Origin of the sequence: Cohnella sp. GCM10012308 (assembly GCF_042649185.1) — a bacterium.
GTDB lineage: Bacteria > Bacillota > Bacilli > Paenibacillales > Paenibacillaceae > Cohnella.
Map to the genome: position 1 here is coordinate 166,334 of NZ_JBHRYU010000005.1, position 18,680 is coordinate 185,013.

An 18,680-nucleotide genomic window follows, 5' to 3' on the forward strand; every position below is an offset into this window, starting at 1 on the left:
AATGAATCGTTATCGGTCCAAGCCGGGCCTGCGTTTATGGAGGAGTTGCGCGTATGGTCAGAATCAAGGACGTCGCCGAGCGGGCGGGCGTCTCCGTCGGTACGGTGTCGAAGGTCATCAACAATACCGAGGGCGTATCCCGGAAAACGAAAGCGGCCGTCCTCAAGGTGATCGCCGAGCTCAACTATCATCCCAACTTGTACGCGCGCAACATGCGGGCCAAATCGAGCCGCACGATCGGCATCTTTGTTCCTTTGATCAACGAGCCGTACTTCCTGCCGTTCTATGACGGAATCAACAAGCGCCTCGAGCAGATCGGCTACACGCCGATCCTGTTCTCGGGCATTACGCAGCAGTCGTCCGAGGGCACGCTCGACCTGCTGTCCCAGATGATGCACCGCAACCTGGACGGGCTGATCGTATCCACCTACGGCTGGGACGACAAGACGATCGTTAAGCTCGCCCGCATGGCCGAGGAGATTCCCGTCGTCTCGTACAAGCGCAAGTTCGAGGACTCGCCGATCCACTCGGTCGGCGTCGACGACTTCGAGGGCATGTACCGGGCGGCGAGCCATCTGCTCCAGATCGGACACAAGCATATCGCTTACATGAATGCGGCGCCCGAGTTGGAGACGAGCCGCCAGCGGCTGGGGGGATACCGGAAGGCGCTGGCCGATCACGGCGTAGAGGAACGGCCCGAGTATATCGTCGATTGTCCCTCTTACCGCATTATGGACGGCTACCATTACGCCCATCGGGCGTTGCAGACGCGGCCGCTGCCGACCGCGATCATCGGAGGCAACGATACGCTGGCGATCGGCGTCATGAAGTATTTGCAAGAGCTGCAGATGCGCATCCCGCACGACATTGCCGTGATGGGCTATGACGAGCTGCCGCTCGCCCAGCTGATGTCTCCGCAGCTCAGCACGATGTCCCTGCCGACGGACGAGATGACCGCGCTTGCGGTCGATCTGATTGCCGGCTCGGTAGGGGCGGGCGAGCCGGCCCGGCACCATGCGTTCGATACGAGGCTGATCGTGCGCGGCTCCACCGATATGACCGCGAAGGTGCATTTGGATTATCCATAGACCGCGCGGTCTTTCTTTTTAATAAGAATGAATCGTTTCACTTCCGGCATGGCGACTTGATATCGATATGAGGAGCGGATTCGAATGATCGCGAAGTTTTCCTGGATGAAAAAGGGGGCCCTGTTCCTGTCGATGGCCGTGCTGTTGGCTTCTTGCGTCCTGTGGCCGGCGCCTGCGCGGCACGCCGACGCGAACGCGGACGTCGGGTTGTTCTCCGATGCATTCGGCGGCACGCTGGCGGGCTGGACGCCGCAAGGCGGAACATGGAGCATCGCCTCGGGCGAGCTCGATCAGTCCGATACAGGCGCGGACAGGCAGATCTACATCAATCAATCGCTCGATCAGGCACGCATCCGCCTTCAGGCAGACATCAAGTTCGTCACCGCGGGCTCGGCCGAGATCCTGCTGCGCCGCAGCGCCGGCGGAACGCACAATTCCGTCCGGCTGGACGCCGCCAATCAGACGATCGTCATGTGGGTGAACGGCCATTCGTACAGCCTTCCGTTCGCGCTTGGCACCGGCGTCTGGTATACGGTCAAGGCCGAGGCCAACGGGACGAACGTCAAGCTATACGTGAACGGAACGCTCGCGATGGAGCGCAATGATTTTCCCGAAGAAGGCACGATCGCGGGTCTGGCCTCCTCGGGCGGACATGTCCGGTTCGATAATGTAAGCGCTACCCAGATCAACGACTGGGACCGGGACTGGGATTCGCTCGTAAATGGCGCGAAGTTCGTCAAGGAAGGGGCCGAGCGGCTCGACTACGGATACTATGAATTCCCGCTCATCGGCCTCGGGGGCACGACGTTTTTTGCCGGTCCGACCGGCTTCACCAAGCCGGATGCGCCGGGCAAGGATATGACCTACCACAACTTCGCCCACATCCCCGCCATCCTGTACGATTACTGGTGGCATGCCGACACGAAGCGCGTGATGCCGTTTCAGCTGAACGGCGGCTACGGGACGTCCGCAAGCCCGAATTCGGGCGCGATCGACGGCAGCGTCTGGAAGCAGACGGTCGACGTGCGGACCGGTCTGATGACGACGGCGCTGCGTCTGACGGCGGGCTCGCAGACGTTCGATTCCAGCCGCTCCGCGTTCGTCAATCCGGACGGCGTTCTGGTCATGAAGGTCGAAGACAGCGTGTCCCATACGTTCAGGCTCCAGGTCGGCCGGACGACCAACGCGGATGCGGACGTCGCCTCCGGCTACGGCGCGATCTACGACAACTACGCCATCTCCTACGATGCGATAACAAACGGACTGGTCGCGAAAAACGACTATGCAGGCACGACAGAGCGGATGACGCTGGCCGTCTCCGCCAGCGGGCAAGGCGTGTCCGTCGACACGGCGGGCGGGACGATCTCCGCGACGGTCGGGCCCGGGCAACCGGCATACTTTTACTTCGCTCCCGGCTCTTCGCTGAAGGACGCCGATCCCGTCACGGCTGCCGCGAACAAGGCGCAGACCGCAGCGGGCGGCGGCTATGCGAATCTGGCCGGCGATACGGCCGCTTGGTGGGACGATTTCTGGGGCAAGTCGAAGGTCGATATTCCGGACCTCGGCATGGCCAACTGGTACATCCGCTCCCTGTATTACCACGGGGCCATGATCGGGAACAGCGAGGTGCCGCCGGGCGCCTACGGCACCAACCCGGACGGCTTCGACGGGGCCGTGCTGCCCGAGTTCGATCTCGTCTACAGCCACTTTGCGATGCTGTACAGCAATCATGCGGACGTCAGCAAGGGGATGACCGACTGGTACGAACGGATGCTGCCGAATGCGGAAGCCGTTGCGGCCGATCCCTATTACGGGTATCCGAGCGGCAGCGCCAAGTATGCGTGGCTGATGGGCTACAACGCCAAGCCGATCCAGAATCCGGGCCTCGAGCAGGGCTGGCGCAGCGACTTCCCGGGCGGCAACGTCGCGGCCATGGTGCTGTCGCAGAAGACGTTCACGAACGCGGACCTGACGTCGGCGAAGGCGCTCCTGCAAAAGGTGACAAAGGCACAGCTGGCGCACCAGGTTTATTTCGACAAATGGCAGGGGTATGCGCACAGCGGGGTATGGAGCCCGACGCCGTGGGATCCGAACGCGCTCCATCCCGGGGACGGCAACCAGAGCACGGCGGCGATCTGGTCGATCCGGCAGGCCCAGAAGTACGGGGTATCGAACGCGACCTGGGACGCGCTGCTCCCGCAGCTGCTCGATCCGTTCTGGTACAATTCGCAGACGGGCGCGGACATGACGCTGCTCGCGCAGCCTTTCTGGTGGATGCAGACGCACGACATCATGTCGCCGGAGGCGCTGGCCACGTACCTCAACGTCGCGGCTACGCAGATGGACTATACGTTTAACCAGGGATGGGCTTCCGTACTGGCATCCAAGCTGCATCTGGCCGACGAGGCGCTGCGCACGGTCAAGCTGGGTCTTAAGAACAGCGTTCATCTCTACGACGACATCAGCATGGTCGAGACGCATACGGACGGCGAGGATTATAAAAAAGCGCCGGAGATCGGCGCGCACGGCGCCTATGTGGCCGCGATCGACCAGATGCTGCTGGACGGGGACAGCGATACGGAGATTCGGGTTTTCCCCGGCGTCGCGCAATCCTGGCTGGACCTGGGCGTCGGCTTCGAGGACCTGCGGACGAATGGCGGCATTCTCGTCTCCGGCACGTACGACGAAGCGGGCATCTCCGTCACGCTGCAAAATACGGACGCTTCTGCATCCCGGACGCGTACCGTGTATATCCGCGTGCCGGACGGCGCGACGACGGCGACGGACGCCGGCGGCCTCGCGGTGCTGGGAGTGGATGAAGGCAACTTCGCCAAGCTGAACGTGACGCTCGACCCCGGCGCTAGCCGTACGATCGCCTTGACCGCGTCGGCGGGTACGGCCCAGCCGGGCGCGTTCGATATTCTGCTGCCCAAGCAGGACGCCGCGCAGGTCGGCGCCGTGAACCCGCGGTTCGGCTGGAACTGGTCCGACGGCGCGGCGAGCTACAAGCTGAAGGTGTCCAAGCGGGCGGACTTGTCCAATCCGCTGTTCGACCAGAACGTGGGCCGCACGATCCAGTACGCGTTGAACCGGGCGCTGGAGCCGGGCGTGCGCTACTACTGGCAGGTGACGGCGGTGAACGCAGGCGGCTCGGTCGCCAACGCGGGAGGCATCAGGACGTTTACCACCTACGGGGAACCGGTCGACGACGATTTTTCTGCCGTGAGATATCTGAATTCTTACTGGAGCGGTTCAGGTTGGCCGGCAGGGCTGAATAACGGACAGCTGGAGGTACGCGCGGTCGGCACGGACCAGAATTTCATCGTGCAACCGGGCGCGAAGGGGAACTTTACGGCAACGGCCAAGATGACCTACCTGCCCTCGCAGAGCGGGCAGCAGGCGGGACTGGTCGTGCGGCTGGACGAACAGCACTACCTCAAGTTCGTGCGCAAGTCCGACGGCGGCGCAAAGTACGTGCTCGGCGGAGCGGGCGTGAGCGGCGGCGTCGGGTCGTACGCAGATCCGCATCCGACCGCGCAGACGGTCTACCTGCGGATCGTCAAGCAGGACGATACGATCCGGGCTTACGAGAGCGTGGACAATCAGGCGTATACGCAGATCGGCGGGGACGCTGTCGCGGCCCTTGGCGCCGAGTTCGGCGTCGGGTTCATCGCGTCCTCGGCGGGTGCGGCGAACGAGAACACGTATGCGGCGTTCGACTGGTTCCAGTATCAGAAGCGCGGGATGAACGACGAGTTCGCAGGCCGTTCGCTCGAAACGGCCTGGGCGCCGACGGGCGCGTATACGGTCGACGGCGGTAAGCTGAATCTGATCGTCCCGGCGAACGAGGGATTCGCGGAGCACCGCGTGCTGCGCACGATGGCTGGCTCGGATTATGTCCTGACGACGAAGCTGGATTACAAGCCTGCCGCCAACTACATGCAGGGCGGACTGCTCATCTGGCAGGATGCGACGCACTATGTGAAGCTGTCGCGTACGTATAACAGCGGCAATACGCTCGAGTTCGCCGGGCCGACGCTGAGCGGCGGCATGTCCGTGGCGGATCCGGTGCCGGGGTCGACGATCTATTTGCGGCTGCAAAAGAACGGCAATGTGTACACGGCCTCCTATAGCGCGGACGGCGCGGCATGGACCGGGATCGGCAGCGGCACGGCAACGTTGACGTCGCCCAAGGCAGGTGTGGCCGCAGGTTCCTTTTCAGCCGCGAGCGGGTCGGTGCCGTTCGACTGGTTCCATGTCGAGACGATGGACGACGCGTTCGACGGCACCGCGCTGGCCGGCAAGTGGAGCGCTTCCGGTACGGCGACCGTCTCCGGCGGCAAGCTGCAGATCGGCATCGCCGCGAGCTCCAACGACGACACGGGCAAGGTCGTGCAGACGGCGGCGAGCGAGGATCTGTCGCTGACGGCCAAGGTCGACTACAAGCCGGCGCAGAACTATCAGCAGGCGGGCGTCTTGATCTGGTACGATGCAACGCATTATATCAAGGTGGACCGGCAGTTCAACGGCGGCGGCAGGCTTGAGTTTTCAGGGCAGGGACTGTCGGGCGGCGCGAGCGTCGCCGATCCGGTGCCCGGCGGGACGATCTATCTGCGTCTCGACAAGGCGGGATATTATTACCGGGCGTACTACAGCGCGGACGGCGACTATTGGACGCCGATCGGCGGCTACGGCTCGTCGACCGCGTCCGGGCAGGCGAAGGTCGGCGTCGCCGCCTCCTCGTTCAGCGCGGCGACCGGGACGGCGGCGTTCGATTGGTTCAGGGCGAGCTGACCCGCTCAGGCTGCGGCTCGTGCTTGCGTGCTCGAAGTGGCGTGCTTACGTTGGCGTGCTCGCGCTTAGTGTTCGCACGCCTTCGGGATTGACAATCCCGCCGACGCTCCGTTAGAATGATCACACAATTACAGATCGGAATCATGCCCGTGAAGAGCATCCAACTCGGAGGCGTTCCCGTCAAGAGCGGCCCGGTATCGCGAGATACGGCCGTATCCTAAGTTTACCGGCCCCGCCCGTTACCGCGGAACCAAGAGGATGAGCCGCGCCCGCGCGCCGGTTCATCAAGTTGGGTGGCACCGCGAGCTGACGCTCCTCGTCCCAATTCGGACGAGGGGCGTCTTTGCGTTTTCAAACGACAATCTTGGGAAAGAGGCGATGGGAAATGGATCGGACGTACAACTTCAATCCGGGTCCGGCGGCGCTGCCGCTCGAGGTGCTGGAGCAGGGACGGGACAGCTTTATCGAATTTGCGGGACAGGGCATGTCGCTTATGGAAATGTCGCACCGCAGCAAGCCGGTGGAAGGGATGATCGCGGAGACGGAGCGGCTGCTGCTTGAGCTGATCGGCCTGGAAGACGCGGGCTACCGCGTGCTGTTCATGTCGGGCGGGGCGAGCGCGCAGTTCGCCTTGCTGGCGATGAATCTGCTGGCGGCGGGCAAGGCGGGGCATTACGTGTTGTCGGGCAGCTTTTCGGAAAAGGCGTACGAGGAGGCGCTGACGGTCGGAGCTGCGGAGGCGCTGGCGAGCGGCAAGGCGACCGGATGGGCGAGGCTTCCCGGGCTCGACGAGGGAGTCGCGCGCCTGACGGCAGCCGACACCGCTTATGTGCATCTGACGACGAACAATACGATCGAGGGCTCGCAGTTCAAGGCATTTCCGGATACGGGCGGCATCCCGCTGATCGGCGACATGACGAGCGACATCCTGAGCCGGAACATCGACTGGACGAGGTTCGCGATGTTCTATGCAGGCGCGCAGAAGAACCTGGGACCCGCAGGCGTCACGGCCGTCGTGATCCGAGAGGACCTGCTGGCGGCTTCTGCGGAGGCGAAGGTCCCCGCGATTTTCCGCTATGCGACCTATGCGAGCAACAACTCGCTGTACAATACGCCGCCGGTCCACAGCATTTACATGATGAAGCTGATGCTGGAGTGGACGGCCCGGCAGGGGGGCGTCGCGGCGATGGAGGCCCGGAGCGCGGAGAAGGCGGCGCTGCTCTACGAGGCGATCGACGGGAGCGGCGGATTTTACCGCGGCATCGTAGAGGCGCAGTACCGTTCGGCCATGAACGCGACGTGGCGCTTGCCGGACGAGGCGCTGGAGAAGGCGTTCGTGCAGGAGGCGCAGGCTGCCGGCTTCGCGGGTCTGGCGGGCCACCGCAGCGTCGGGGGGATGCGGGCGTCGATCTACAACGGCGTGCCGGTCGAGGCGTGCCGGGCGTTGGCGGGCTTCATGCACGATTTCCGGAAGCGGCGGGGCTGAGGAAGGAGGCTGGCGAACATGCTGGATATGACGTATATACGCGAACATGCGGAGCTGCTGCAGCATACGGCGGCTCGCAAGGGAATCGCGGTATCGATTCGCGAGCTGCTGGAGCTGGACGCTGAGCGCAGGGCGCTGCTGCAAGAGGTCGAGGGGCTGCGGGCCGAGCGCAACCGGCGAAGCGAGGAGATCTCGGCGCTCGTCAAGGCGCAGCGGACGCTGAGTGGAGAGAGCTTCGGGAACGCGGGAGAACAGAACGCGGAGCTCGCTAATGGCGTTTCGATTAGCGAAGCGTCGGAGGTGGCGGCGCACGAAGCGCGGATCGACGATGCAAAAGGTCGGGTGCGGGAAGCTAACGCCAAGCTCGCGGAACTGGAGGCGCGGTTGGCGGCAGTCTCGGCCGCGTGGCGGGCGCTGCTCGCGCTCGTGCCGAACCCGGTATCGGCGGACACACCGGACGGGAGATCGGATGCGGACAATGTCGAGCTGCGCCGAGTCGGCGTGGTGCCCGCATTCGCCTTCGAGCCGCTGGATCATGTCCGGCTTGGCGAGCGGCTCGGCCTGCTCGACCTGGCGCGCGGGGTGAAGCTCGCAGGCACGCGCAGCTACGTGCTGAAGGGCATCGGCAGCCGCCTGCACCGCGCGGTGCAGCAGCTGGCGATGGACGTGTTGGAGCGGCGCGGCTTCACGCCGCTCGAGCTGCCGGCGACGATGCGCGGCGAAGCGTTCGAGAACACCGGGTTTTTCCCGACGGGCAAGGATCAGACCTTCGCGCTGGCCGAAGGCGACAAATATCTGATCGGCACGTCCGAGGTCGGCCTGGTGTCGTATTACGCTGGCGAGACCGTGGCGTTGGATGAGCCGATCCGTCTTGCGGCAGCAACGCCATGCTTCCGAAGCGAGGTAGGCTCGGCGGGGCGCGACGTGCATGGGCTGTACCGGGTGCACCAATTTGCCAAGGTCGAGCAGGTGGTGGTCTGTCGCGGCGAGGCGGCGGTATCGGATGCGATGCTGGAGGAGATTACGGCCAACGCCGAGGAAATATTGCGGCTGCTGGAGCTGCCGTACCGCGTCGTGGCGGTCTGCATCGGCGACATGTCGCAGAAGACGCACAAGCAGTACGACATCGAGACTTGGATGCCGAGCCGCGGCGCTTACGGAGAGACGCACTCTTCGTCGAACGTGCTGGACTTTCAGGCGCGCCGGGCAGGGATCCGCTACCGCGACGCGGACGGGACGCTGCGCTACGCGCACACGCTCAACAATACGGCGGTCGCCACGCCGCGCATTCTGATCCCGCTGCTCGAGAACCACCAACGGGAGGATGGCTCGGTCTACGTGCCGGCCGCGTTGCGCCCCTACTTGGGCGGGGCGGAAGAGATTCGGGTGGAGTGAGACACACGGGGCTTCCCGATTAAAGCACAATCTGCCGCGTGTCGGACACCGCATACGTTATTTTCGAGTAATATAGGTAAAATCAAGGTTTGTCAGACACAGGATCCGCTATTCATGCGCGCAAAGCTCATTTGGAGTATGTGTGAGCGCAATAGCGGATTCTCTGTCCGCTTACCGGCGGATTGACGGCATTTCGAGTAAATAACGTCCGCTGTGTCCGTGTCGCGCGCTGCCCGAAGCGTTCGTGCCAGTGCCTCGCAGTCCGTAGCTTCATCGTAAGGTCCGCTTCTGTCCCGCTGCCGCGCATGGGCGAGACTTGACAATAAGCCGCCATTCGCGTAAATTATTTGACAATTCACACTTTTATGAACACAACGGCGAAGACACAAGGAAACGACCGTACACGATCGGCTGCGCAGAGAAGAAGCCCAAGGCTGAGAGGCTTCCCTGACCGAGTGGACGATTCCCGCCTTGCGAGCCGCAGCGAGGAAGTTCAAGTATTCGCTGCCGGGGCGCTGCCCCGTTATCCGCGAAGGATCGATCGGCTTGCCGATTCGGTCGAATTAGGGTGGTACCGCGAACGCTTTCGTCCCTGACGAAGGCGTTCTTTTTTATTTTCCGGGAGGTGTCGGTTCATGTATCAGTCCAGTTTGTTGGCCCCGACGATGCGGGAAGTTCCATCGGATGCCGAAGCCGCCAGCCATCGACTCATGCTGCGCGCCGGGTTCATTCGTCCGGTAGCTTCGGGGGTCTACACGTTTCTTCCGCTCGGCTGGCGCGTGCTCCGCAAGATCTCGTCCATCGTGCGCGAGGAGCTGGATCATGCCGGAGCGCAAGAAATGCTGATGCCCGCCTTGCAGCCGGCGGAGTTGTGGCGAACGTCCGGGCGTTACGGAGCGTACGGCCCCGAGCTGATTCGATTTAAGGATCGCGGCGATCGCGACTTCGTGCTGGGACCGACGCATGAGGAAGTCGTTACCGCGCTGGTCGCGAGCGAAGTGAATTCCTATCGGCAGCTTCCGATGACGTTATATCAGATCCAGACGAAATTCAGGGACGAGCGGCGCCCGCGGTTCGGACTGCTGCGAGGCAGGGAGTTTCTGATGATGGACGCCTATTCGTTCGGAGCGGACCAAGAAAGTCTGGACCGCGCGTATCGCGTCATATACGAAGCGTTCGAGCGGATTTTCGCGCGCTGCGGGTTGGAGGTGCGGGGCGTCGAGGCCGATTCGGGAACGATCGGCGGGGAGGGCGGCTCACACGAATTCATGGCTTTGGCCGATGTCGGCGAGGATACGATCGCTTTTTGCGCGCATTGCGGATATTCGGCGAATCTGGAAAAAGCGGAGGCCGGAAGGCGGGAGGGCGAGCCGCGAACGTTTTCTGCGAACGATGAGGAGACTTCGCCGGAGCTCGTCCATACGCCTGGCGCGCGAACGATCGATCAGTTAACGGCGGCGATGGGCGTTTCAGCCGCCGAGACGGTTAAAACCCTGCTGTTTGCGGCGGATGGACAAGTGACGGCTGTCGCGATTCGTGGGGATCACGGAGTGAACGAAACTAAGCTCAAACGTCTGCTCGGCGCGGATACGCTGGAAATGGCGGATGCCGAGACGATCGCGGCGCTCGCCGCTGCGCCCGCGGGCTTTCTAGGTCCGGTCGGATTGGACCTGCCGCTGTGGGTCGACTTTGCCGTGGCGGATATGGCAACAGGCATAACGGGCGCGAACAAAGAGGAATTCCACCTGCGAGGGGTCGTGCCCGGGCGTGACTTTTCGCTGGCAAGGGTAGGCGATCTGCGCGATGCGGAGGCGGACGATCCGTGTCCGCGCTGTGCGGAAGGCAGTCTCGGCTTGCGTAAAGGGATCGAGATCGGCCACGTTTTTAAACTGGGGACCAAATACAGCCTCCCGCTACATGCGGAATTTGCGGACGCGAAGGGAGCCGCGGCGCCCGTCGTCATGGGCTGCTACGGCATCGGAATCTCCCGCATGATGTCTGCCGTCGCGGAGCAGCATCATGACGAACGGGGCTTCCGCTGGCCGGCGGCGATCGCGCCTTTTCAAGCGCATATCGTGCCCGTTTCTTGGAAGGATGCCGCGCAGAGAGCGCTCGCGGAGGAGATCGGCCGCATGCTTCAGGAAAACGGCGTCGAAGCGCTGCTTGACGATCGTGACGAACGCTTGGGCGTCAAGCTGAAGGATGCCGATCTGTTCGGTATCCCGCTCCGCATCGTTATCGGCAAACGGGCGGGCGAGGGGATCGTCGAGTATTCGGAGCGTTCGCTTCCGGAAGCTGAGGCGGTCTCCGCGGCGGATGCCGTTGAACGCTGTAAGCGGCGAGCTGCGATGACATACCGATAGGATACACTGCTGGAACTCGCGTCAGGCCGTCATGTCGGACACGGAATTCGCTATTCCTGCTCAAACCGGTTGCGGACCAGCGTTAACGGACACAGGATCCGTTATCGCCGCATCGAAGCACTGATTCGAGCCTGCAAAGGCCGGATAGCGGACTCCCTGTCCGCAAGCGGCGGACTTTCGGCGATTGACGTAAAATAACGGCGTCTGTGTCCATTTGTGACGCAGTCACGTTTGTTCGTTCGCATGCTCCGCCTGCCTGTTCCGCCCGCATGCTCCGCCGGTATGCTCGGCCCCGCATACTCGGCCCCGCATACTCGGCCCCGCATACTCGGCCCCGGATGCCCCGCAGCGCTGGCGATCCCGCCGACTAATCCCGCCTGATCAGCCCATCGAGATGGGCGGAGACGATCCGCATCAGCCCCGCGGGATCCAGATGCTCGGCGTAGGTCGTATAGTGGACGACCAGGCCGTCGACGAGCGCGTGGAGCAAGCGGGCTTCGAGCTCCGGATCGATGCCGGGACGGGCGAGGCCGCGTTCGCACAGGGCGACAATCATACGCTTAAAGGCATCGAACAGCGCCTCGTGGACCTCTTGGCTGAGCGCGCGGATCGCAGGGTCGGACACGGCCTTGCCCGCAAACGCCAGCCAGATCTCGGCTTCCGCGAGGCGCTCTTCGTCGAGCGGCGCGAGCTGCGCGATGATCGCCTCGATGTCCGCGCGCATCTGTCCCGCCAGCGGAAGTCTCTCGATCCGCGCGCCGACTCGCGCGATGAGCAGGCGCATCGCATAGGCGAGCAGATCGTGCTGGGCGTCAAAGTAGTGTCGCAGCGCGCCCAGCGTCAAGCCGGCCTCCTCGGCGACCCGCCGTACGGAAGCGCTGTCGATACCCTCGCGACGGATCAGGCGCAAGACGGCTTCGGCGATATGTTCTTTTCGTTTCTCATGGTCGACGATTTTTGGCATGTTCTTATTATAATACGATTGTATTATTAAAATAAACTGGTATAATCGAATTTAATTAATACGACTGTATGGTAAAAGGGAGTGTTGAGATGATCGGCGTCATCATCGGCTGCGAGATCGCGTTCTGGGTGCTTATTCTGGCAGGATTGGCGTGCCGTTACCTTCTCAAGTGGAAAAAGACGGGCTCCGCGCTGCTCTTGCTGACCCCGGTCGTCGACGTCGTCCTGCTCGCGGTGACGGTCATCCACCTGAGGCAGGGAGCCGAGGCTACTTTTGTGCATGGGCTATCCGCCGTCTATATAGGCGTATCGATCGCGTTCGGCCATGCGATGATCCGGTGGGCGGACGCACGCTTCGCGCATCGGTTCGCCGGGGGAGAGCCGCCGGCGCCCAAAGCGAGATTCGGACAAGAGCATGCGCGGCAGGAACGACTTGGCTGGTTCAAGCACCTGCTAGCTTGGGCGATCGGTTGCCTCTGTCTGGCCGGCATGATCTACTTCGTCGACGACGGGGGCAGCACGGAGCAGCTCGTCCGGGTGATCCGGCTGTGGTCCCTCGTGCTCGGCATCGACTTTTTGATCAGCTTCAGCTACACCCTCTCTCCCAAAAAAGAAAAGCGTCAACTCTGATCTGACCTTGCTCCTGCACCTGCTCCTGCCCTTGCTCACAACCCGCCTATGGCCGGTCCGAACATGTTTTTCCCTGCGCGCTAATAAGATGAGATAACGGCGCATGGGCCGAATCATCGGGCGAAGGGCGGGAGCGGCATGTGGATATGGCTGGCATTCATGGTTCCGGCGTGCGCCGCGGGCTTTGTCCTTTTTCGAAGGAATACGATCCCGCCGGCGTCGTCGCAGCCTTTCGAAACCTCCAGGCTATCGGTGGTCATCCCGGCCAGGAACGAAGAAGCGAACCTGCCGCATCTGCTCTCTTCGCTACGCGCGCAGCGCTATCGGCCGTACGAGATTATCGTCGTGGACGACGGTTCGACGGACCGGACAGGCCTGATTGCAAAAGCGTTCGGAGCGACGCTCGTAGAGGGCTTGCCGCTGCCGGAAGGCTGGACGGGCAAGAACTGGGCGGTTTGGAACGGTTATTTGCGGTCGACGGGCGACTTGATCGCGTTTCTGGACGCGGACGTGCGGCTTGCGCCGGACGCGCTCGGCGCGCTGGCAGAAGCGAGGTCCCGGACGAATGGGGTCGTATCCGTCGTTCCGTACCATTACACGGAAAAGCTATACGAACGGCTGGCGCTGGTCCCGAACCTGCTCGGCTTGTTCGCGTTCACCTCGCCCTTCGAGCGGACCAATCCGCAGAAGGGGCTGTACGATTTGACGCTGGGGGCGCGGTTCGCCGAGGCCGGGGTGCCGGTCACGAACTTCATCGGCCGCGGCCTGGTGTCGTTTCGCATGTATCCGGGCGGCATCCGCAGCGAGGTAGAGGGCTTCGGCAAAGGGGCGGTGCAAAGCACCGGCAAGCTCGCCAAGCCGACGGTGCTGCTCGTCGCTTTGTGGCTGGTGGGACTGATCTGCGCCGAGGCGGCGCCGTTCCTCCTTCATACCGCCGGGGCGCCCGTATGGACGGCCGGCTATTTGCTGTACACGCTGCAGATCTACTATTTCTCCCGCCACACGGGACGGTTCGGGCGCTGGCTGCCGGCGGTTCATCCGATCAGCACCGCGTTTTTCTTATACATCATGCTTTACTCTTCGTATCGCGTCCTGTTCGTCGGGCATGTGTCGTGGAAAGGGAGAAAGATCCGCATCGGGGGCGATCGCAAGTGACGCTTCTCCTCTGGTCGGCGGCGTTGTTTCTGTGCGGTTCGCTGATGTTCTCCTACTGGCTGGGCCTTGCGGCCCGCAGCAACCTTCGCGAGATCGGCGACGGCAACCCGGGCGCCTTGAATCTATGGCGCGCGGCGGGCTTCGGATACGGCATTGCGGGCATCGCGCTCGACTTCGCCAAAGGCTTCGGGCCTGTCGCCTTGATGCTCGCTTCGGGACGCGTGCCGGGCTACGCCGCCGCCGTCGCTTCCTTAATGCCCCTGCTCGGGCATGCCTTTTCGCCTTTCCTTCGGGGACGCGGCGGCAAAGCGATCGCGACCACGTTCGGCGTCTGGTGCGCGCTCTCGTTCGAGGGGGCGCTTGCGTATGCGGTCATCCTCGCGGCGTTGCTCTTCGGCGGCCGTCTGGCGCGCGCCAAAAAGAAGGCGTCCGCCGAAGCGGACGCCTTCCAGGTCGTGCTGGGGATGCTGCTGCTGTTGGTCTATGCGCTGGCGCGGGCGTTCCCGGCGCCGGTCGCCGCATTTGCGCTCGCCAACCTGCTGCTGCTTGCGTTCACGCATCGTCGCGAGCTGCGGCGCTTGACCGCTCGTCGCCGCTCGAACCGGATTCAGCGCTGACGTACGGCTCCAGCTGCGACACGATACCACATGCGCATCGTGAAGATAGCGGCACCGCGTGCCGCTAGCGTTCACTTTGGCACGCGTATGGCGGATATAGCGGCACCGCATGCCGCTAATGTTCATATTGGCACACGCAGGGCAGAGATAGAGGCACCGCGTGCGCTACTGTTCACATTGGCACACGCAGGGCAGATATAGCGGCACCGCATGCCGCTAATGTTCACATTGGCACACGCAGGGCAGAGATAGAGGCACCGCGTGCCGCTACTGTTCACATTGGCACACGCAGGGCAGAGATAGAGGCACCGCGTGCCGCTACTGTTCGCATTGGCACGCACATGGCAGAGATAACGGCACCGCGTGCCGCTACTGTTCATTTTGGTACGCGCCTGGCAGAGATAGAGGCACCGCGTGCCGCTACTGTTCACATTGGCACGCGCAGGGCAGAGCTAGCGGCACCGGGTGCCGCTACTGTTCACTTCGGCATGCGCCTGGCGGAGATAGCAGTCGCCGCAGCACATACGGCGCGCTTCGCACCTGAAACGCCCTAGGCGCTCGTCTGCGCCGCTCCCTCGGCGGCGTGCACAGGCGGGCGCTGTCTGACGATCGCCAGCATGGCGACGGTCCCGATCAGGAAAAGGACGCCCGACGCCGAGAAGATGGTCTCGAGCGGGAAGGACTTCTTGAGCGCGCCTGCCGCGGACATCGAGATGACCATCATGCCGGTAAACATCGGGCTCAGCACGCCGTTGACGCGTCCGATGATGGTGGGCTTGGACCATTTAAGGATCATCGTGCTGATGCCGATGTGGATGCAAGGGAACACCAGACCGTTGACGAATTGGACGACCAGCGTCAGCGGCACGCTCGTGGAGTAGCCGACGATCACGGTGCATACCGCGCCGAAGAACATGCCCGTAGCGAGCAGCGCTTGCGGCGGCACCTTCTGCGCGAACGCGGCCACGAGTCCGCCGCCGATGAGCATGGCGCCGCCGCTGACCATAAGCATGTACTGGAGGAAGTCCTCCGGCTTGCCGAGCCGCTCGGTGACGACGAACAGGTTGAGCGCCTGGGCGATGCCGACGGCGAGCCCGGCCAGAATGAAGGCCAGTCCGAGCATACGGAGCACGGGGCTCTGCCAAACGTAGCTGAAGCCTTCGACGAACTCGCGGCGGAAGTGGCTATGCTCGGCGTTGCGCTCCTGCGGCAGGTCGGCGGGCAGCCGGACGAGCACGAGCGCGGACAGCAGGAACGCGATGCCCATAACCGCGACCGAGGTCTCCAGCCCGAAGCTGCTGTAAGCGAACGTGCCGAGCATCGGGCCGAGCACCATGAAGATGGCCATCAGCGACTGGAAGATCGCCATGCCCTGCTGCATCTGGGCTTCCGGCACGTGCTGCTTGAACAGGCGCATACCGGACGGCTGGGAGAACTGGGACAGGATGGCGGATATAAAGGTCACGAGGTAGACGGAATGCCACGACCCGAAGTGAATGCTGAGCAGGACGATAAATACCGAGACCGCGGACAGCAGGTCGCACCAGACCATCGTGCGCTTGGGCCGCCAGCGGTCGGCGAAGGTGCCGCCGATGAACGAAAAGACGAAGATCGGGGCGAACTCGGCCACGCTGATCAGCGAGATGGCGTAGGGATCGTTGTCCGTCTTGGCCGCGACGTACAGCAGGATCGCGAAGTTGCGCACCCAGATGCCGACTTGCAGCAGGACGTTGGACAGCAGGATGGTTTGCAGGAAGCGGCTCGACAGCAGGCTGGGCGGCTTTCCCGTTGCGGCATGAGATGCCGAATTCATAGATTCATACACTCCTTAATCTTGGCGGCATTCATAGCGATCCGGCCGGTTTTCATAAAGTAAACGCTTCACAGGCTCGCTTTGTTGCTCGATTCTAACATAGCATACGAACGCTGCGGACATTTCTTTTGGATTGCTCTATTTTTCGCTTTCTGCAGGCGCCGCTCACTTCATTTCCGGCTCCGGTCTGACGACATACAGGTTATATTCTCTCACACAAGGAGCCATGCCCCGATGCCGACGATGCTGGAGCACGTAATAGCCGCGATCCCCGTTTACAAGCAAAGCTACACCGACGAACCCGTCGTCATCGTGATCGACCGGACCCAAGTCCTTCATTTCGAAAAAGCTTCGTTCTATCCGTCCGGCATCCCGGCCGGCACGCCGGTGTCGTCGCTGCAGGGAACGGTTATCGCCAAGGCGCTCGAGCTGGGCGAGCGGATCGTGGAGGAGCGGGACGCTTCGCGGTTCGGCACCGCCTACCTGTCGGTGGCCAGTCCGATCCGGGAGGACGGAGAAGTCGTCGGGGCGATCGGCTTCATCGTTCCGAATACGCGGCTCGACTCGCTGCGCGTAGGCGCGGCCGACCTGTCGGGCGTGATCGAGGAGATGTCGGCGACGGGGCAGGAAATAACGGCGGCCGGCGCGCACATCGCGGCGCGGCTGCAGGAGCAGGCGTCGGAGTCTGCGCAGCTGCTCGAGCGGCTGAAGAAGGCGGGATCCGTGCTCGCCTCGGTGAAGGAGATCGCGGAGCAGAGCCAACTGCTCGGCCTCAACGCGGCCATCGAAGCGGCGCGCGCCGGCGAGCAGGGGCTCGGCTTCGGTGTCGTCGCGACGGAGATCCGCAAGCTGGGCGAATACAGCAAGGCGGCGGTGTCGCAGATCACCGAGCTGTTCAGGTCGATGGAGGAGAGCATCCGCGCGATGGACCGCACGGTGGGGGAGATCGCGAAGGAATCCAAGAGCTCCTCGGCGGGCATGGACGAGTTCAGCAGAGCCTTCGCGCATATCGCGGAAGTCGCCGGGCAGCTGTCGGACGCGGCCAACTACGGCAAGTAAGGGATGGGAGCCTTCGCGGTCCGGACGGACTGCGGATAGCCGACCAGCTCCATGAAGCCATAACCTGCGATCCGGACCGGTGCGCCGTCGCCGTTCCGCTCGTCGCCTTCGAAGGCGACGACGCCTTCCCAGATCGCACGCAGCGGCCCGAGCACGGGCATTTCCTGGCGGTCCATGAGCGGCGCGACGCGGACCGTCATGCCGTAGTCGGGCAGCGAGATCGCCCAGGCTATGGGATAATCGGCGCCCGTGTCCTCGCTTTGCCAATGCCTTAAGGGACTCAGATGCACCTGGACAGACGGCGTCGTCGAGCCGTCCCGGCCGATGAGCCGCGCTTCGGTGCGCGCTGTGGTCGGCGCTTCGCCTCCGGTTGCCGCACCCGCGCCAGCCGGACGCAGCCGACTGACGAGCAGCTCCCGGCCGTCGTCCAATTGCAGGCCGAACCAGTCCCATCCCTCGCCAGTCAGCAGTCCGTAGCTGCGCCCCCATTGATGATCGAACCAGCCTTCGCCGCGCAGCGTTTCCGCGCGACCTTCTTCATACAGCTCTCCGTGCACCCGGCTGCGCGTCTGGGAGTAATAGCGCAAGCCGTTGAGCCCGCCCGTCTCGTCGATGACGGACAGGGGCTTGCTCGGCGCGAAGTTCAAACGCAGACGAGCCGTATCGGTATCCAGCCGCAGCTCGAAGCCGGGCCTGCCGTCATCCGCGAACGTCATCCGGTTGGGTCCAAAGGCGAGCTTGGTCGGACGTGCGTTGACGGACGAAGACGGCATATAGCGATGGGGCTGCGGCAGGGCGTTCGCGAGCAGCCGGCGGTAGATGTCCCAAGTATGTCCGTCGGTCGGATGCGCCAGCAAGTAAGCGGGCAAGTATACGCCTGCCATCTGGACCGCGAGCGATCGGTCGAGCTCGGAGCAGCTCTCGAATCGCCCCCTGTCCAACCGGACGAGCGAGTGGATGATATAATGTCCCTTGGGAACCGCCCATTCTCCGACGCGGAAAAAGGAGGCCATGACGGCGTAGCGCCCGCCCCTGCTCCCGGTCAGCAAGGCGTAGCAGTACCACCATTCTACGTTGGACCAAGGATGGGCGCTTGCGTCGCCGGGCAAGGCGATGAGGTCGGAGCGGCTGATCATGATCGCACCCGCTTTGCTTTTTAACCAACGTATGTGGGCGCTTGGGCCGGGGTGAATGACGATGGGCGACCGGCATGGCGCGTATGGGGAACGGCGGGCGGTGGTATTATTTCGCCGGTGCGATTTATAATCAAGCTATAGCGCTATACTTGGATACAGGATACGAGTCCGGTCCGGGATC

At 63.2% G+C, this 18,680-nt stretch carries 12 protein-coding genes; 9 read left to right on the forward strand and 3 right to left on the reverse strand.

Going from position 1 to position 18,680, the window contains the following annotated elements:
• The first annotated feature begins 53 nt into the window (after positions 1-53).
• The 5 genes from ACFOTD_RS08940 (at position 54) to ACFOTD_RS08960 (ending at position 11,126) form a co-directional block, all read left to right on the forward strand.
• Positions 54-1,088 carry a LacI family DNA-binding transcriptional regulator gene (locus ACFOTD_RS08940; protein WP_378117814.1) on the forward strand — a complete coding sequence of 345 codons (1,035 nt, stop codon included), beginning with the start codon at positions 54-56 and terminating at the stop codon, positions 1,086-1,088.
• A gap of 84 nt (positions 1,089-1,172) precedes the next feature.
• On the forward strand, positions 1,173-5,882 hold the full coding sequence (locus ACFOTD_RS08945; RefSeq protein ID WP_378117815.1) for a beta-xylosidase family glycoside hydrolase: 4,710 nt from the start codon (positions 1,173-1,175) through the stop codon (positions 5,880-5,882).
• 385 nt (positions 5,883-6,267) lie between these two features.
• The gene (gene serC, locus ACFOTD_RS08950; RefSeq protein WP_378117816.1) at positions 6,268-7,368 is read left to right on the forward strand and encodes a 3-phosphoserine/phosphohydroxythreonine transaminase; all 1,101 of its coding nucleotides are present in this window, start codon (positions 6,268-6,270) and stop codon (positions 7,366-7,368) included.
• An 18-nt stretch (positions 7,369-7,386) separates the two neighbouring features.
• Positions 7,387-8,763, forward strand: a complete 1,377-nt coding sequence (gene serS, locus ACFOTD_RS08955; RefSeq protein WP_378117817.1) for a serine--tRNA ligase — start codon at positions 7,387-7,389, stop codon at positions 8,761-8,763.
• A 635-nt stretch (positions 8,764-9,398) separates the two neighbouring features.
• Entirely contained in the window at positions 9,399-11,126 is a 1,728-nt protein-coding gene (locus ACFOTD_RS08960; RefSeq protein WP_378117819.1) for a proline--tRNA ligase, read from the forward strand.
• Positions 11,127-11,493: 367 nt separating this feature from the next.
• Here the strand turns inward: ACFOTD_RS08960 and ACFOTD_RS08965 are convergent, their stop codons facing one another.
• Entirely contained in the window at positions 11,494-12,090 is a 597-nt protein-coding gene (locus ACFOTD_RS08965) for a TetR/AcrR family transcriptional regulator (RefSeq protein WP_378117820.1), read from the reverse strand.
• A gap of 89 nt (positions 12,091-12,179) precedes the next feature.
• On the opposite strand from ACFOTD_RS08965, the gene ACFOTD_RS08970 reads away from it, so the two are divergent.
• From ACFOTD_RS08970 to ACFOTD_RS08980, 3 genes are all read left to right on the forward strand, one after another.
• Positions 12,180-12,719 carry a hypothetical protein gene (locus tag ACFOTD_RS08970; protein WP_378117822.1) on the forward strand — a complete coding sequence of 180 codons (540 nt, stop codon included), beginning with the start codon at positions 12,180-12,182 and terminating at the stop codon, positions 12,717-12,719.
• A 138-nt stretch (positions 12,720-12,857) separates the two neighbouring features.
• Positions 12,858-13,874: a glycosyltransferase family 2 protein gene (locus ACFOTD_RS08975; RefSeq protein WP_378117824.1), complete on the forward strand. Its 1,017-nt coding sequence runs from the start codon at positions 12,858-12,860 to the stop codon at positions 13,872-13,874.
• The gene (locus tag ACFOTD_RS08980; protein WP_378117826.1) at positions 13,871-14,491 is read left to right on the forward strand and encodes a glycerol-3-phosphate acyltransferase; all 621 of its coding nucleotides are present in this window, start codon (positions 13,871-13,873) and stop codon (positions 14,489-14,491) included. The genes ACFOTD_RS08975 and ACFOTD_RS08980 overlap by 4 nt, the downstream gene beginning before the upstream one ends.
• Positions 14,492-15,041: 550 nt before the next feature.
• Here ACFOTD_RS08980 and ACFOTD_RS08985 read toward each other — a convergent pair.
• A complete protein-coding gene (locus tag ACFOTD_RS08985) occupies positions 15,042-16,304 on the reverse strand; it encodes an MFS transporter (protein WP_378117827.1) in 1,263 nt (420 codons plus the stop codon).
• A gap of 234 nt (positions 16,305-16,538) precedes the next feature.
• Here ACFOTD_RS08985 and ACFOTD_RS08990 point away from each other — a divergent pair, with 234 nt between their 5' ends.
• A complete protein-coding gene (locus ACFOTD_RS08990) occupies positions 16,539-17,363 on the forward strand; it encodes a methyl-accepting chemotaxis protein (protein ID WP_378117828.1) in 825 nt (274 codons plus the stop codon).
• Here the strand turns inward: ACFOTD_RS08990 and ACFOTD_RS08995 are convergent.
• A complete protein-coding gene (locus ACFOTD_RS08995; protein WP_378117829.1) occupies positions 17,351-18,499 on the reverse strand; it encodes a lipocalin family protein in 1,149 nt (382 codons plus the stop codon). The two genes, ACFOTD_RS08990 and ACFOTD_RS08995, sit on opposite strands and share 13 nt — an antisense overlap.
• Between the last annotated feature and the right edge of the window lie 181 nt (positions 18,500-18,680).

What these genes read in the sequence shown, in the direction of transcription:
- ACFOTD_RS08940 (WP_378117814.1), top strand. Translation starts at nt 54, where the DNA reads ATGGTCAGAATCAAGGACGTCGCCGAGCGGGCGGGCGTCTCCGTCGGT.
- ACFOTD_RS08945 (WP_378117815.1), top strand. Translation starts at nt 1,173, where the DNA reads ATGATCGCGAAGTTTTCCTGGATGAAAAAGGGGGCCCTGTTCCTGTCG.
- serC (WP_378117816.1), top strand. Translation starts at nt 6,268, where the DNA reads ATGGATCGGACGTACAACTTCAATCCGGGTCCGGCGGCGCTGCCGCTC.
- serS (WP_378117817.1), top strand. Translation starts at nt 7,387, where the DNA reads ATGCTGGATATGACGTATATACGCGAACATGCGGAGCTGCTGCAGCAT.
- ACFOTD_RS08960 (WP_378117819.1), top strand. Translation starts at nt 9,399, where the DNA reads ATGTATCAGTCCAGTTTGTTGGCCCCGACGATGCGGGAAGTTCCATCG.
- ACFOTD_RS08965 (WP_378117820.1), bottom strand. Translation starts at nt 12,090, where the DNA reads ATGCCAAAAATCGTCGACCATGAGAAACGAAAAGAACATATCGCCGAA.
- ACFOTD_RS08970 (WP_378117822.1), top strand. Translation starts at nt 12,180, where the DNA reads ATGATCGGCGTCATCATCGGCTGCGAGATCGCGTTCTGGGTGCTTATT.
- ACFOTD_RS08975 (WP_378117824.1), top strand. Translation starts at nt 12,858, where the DNA reads ATGTGGATATGGCTGGCATTCATGGTTCCGGCGTGCGCCGCGGGCTTT.
- ACFOTD_RS08985 (WP_378117827.1), bottom strand. Translation starts at nt 16,304, where the DNA reads ATGAATTCGGCATCTCATGCCGCAACGGGAAAGCCGCCCAGCCTGCTG.
- ACFOTD_RS08990 (WP_378117828.1), top strand. Translation starts at nt 16,539, where the DNA reads ATGCCGACGATGCTGGAGCACGTAATAGCCGCGATCCCCGTTTACAAG.
- ACFOTD_RS08995 (WP_378117829.1), bottom strand. Translation starts at nt 18,499, where the DNA reads ATGATCAGCCGCTCCGACCTCATCGCCTTGCCCGGCGACGCAAGCGCC.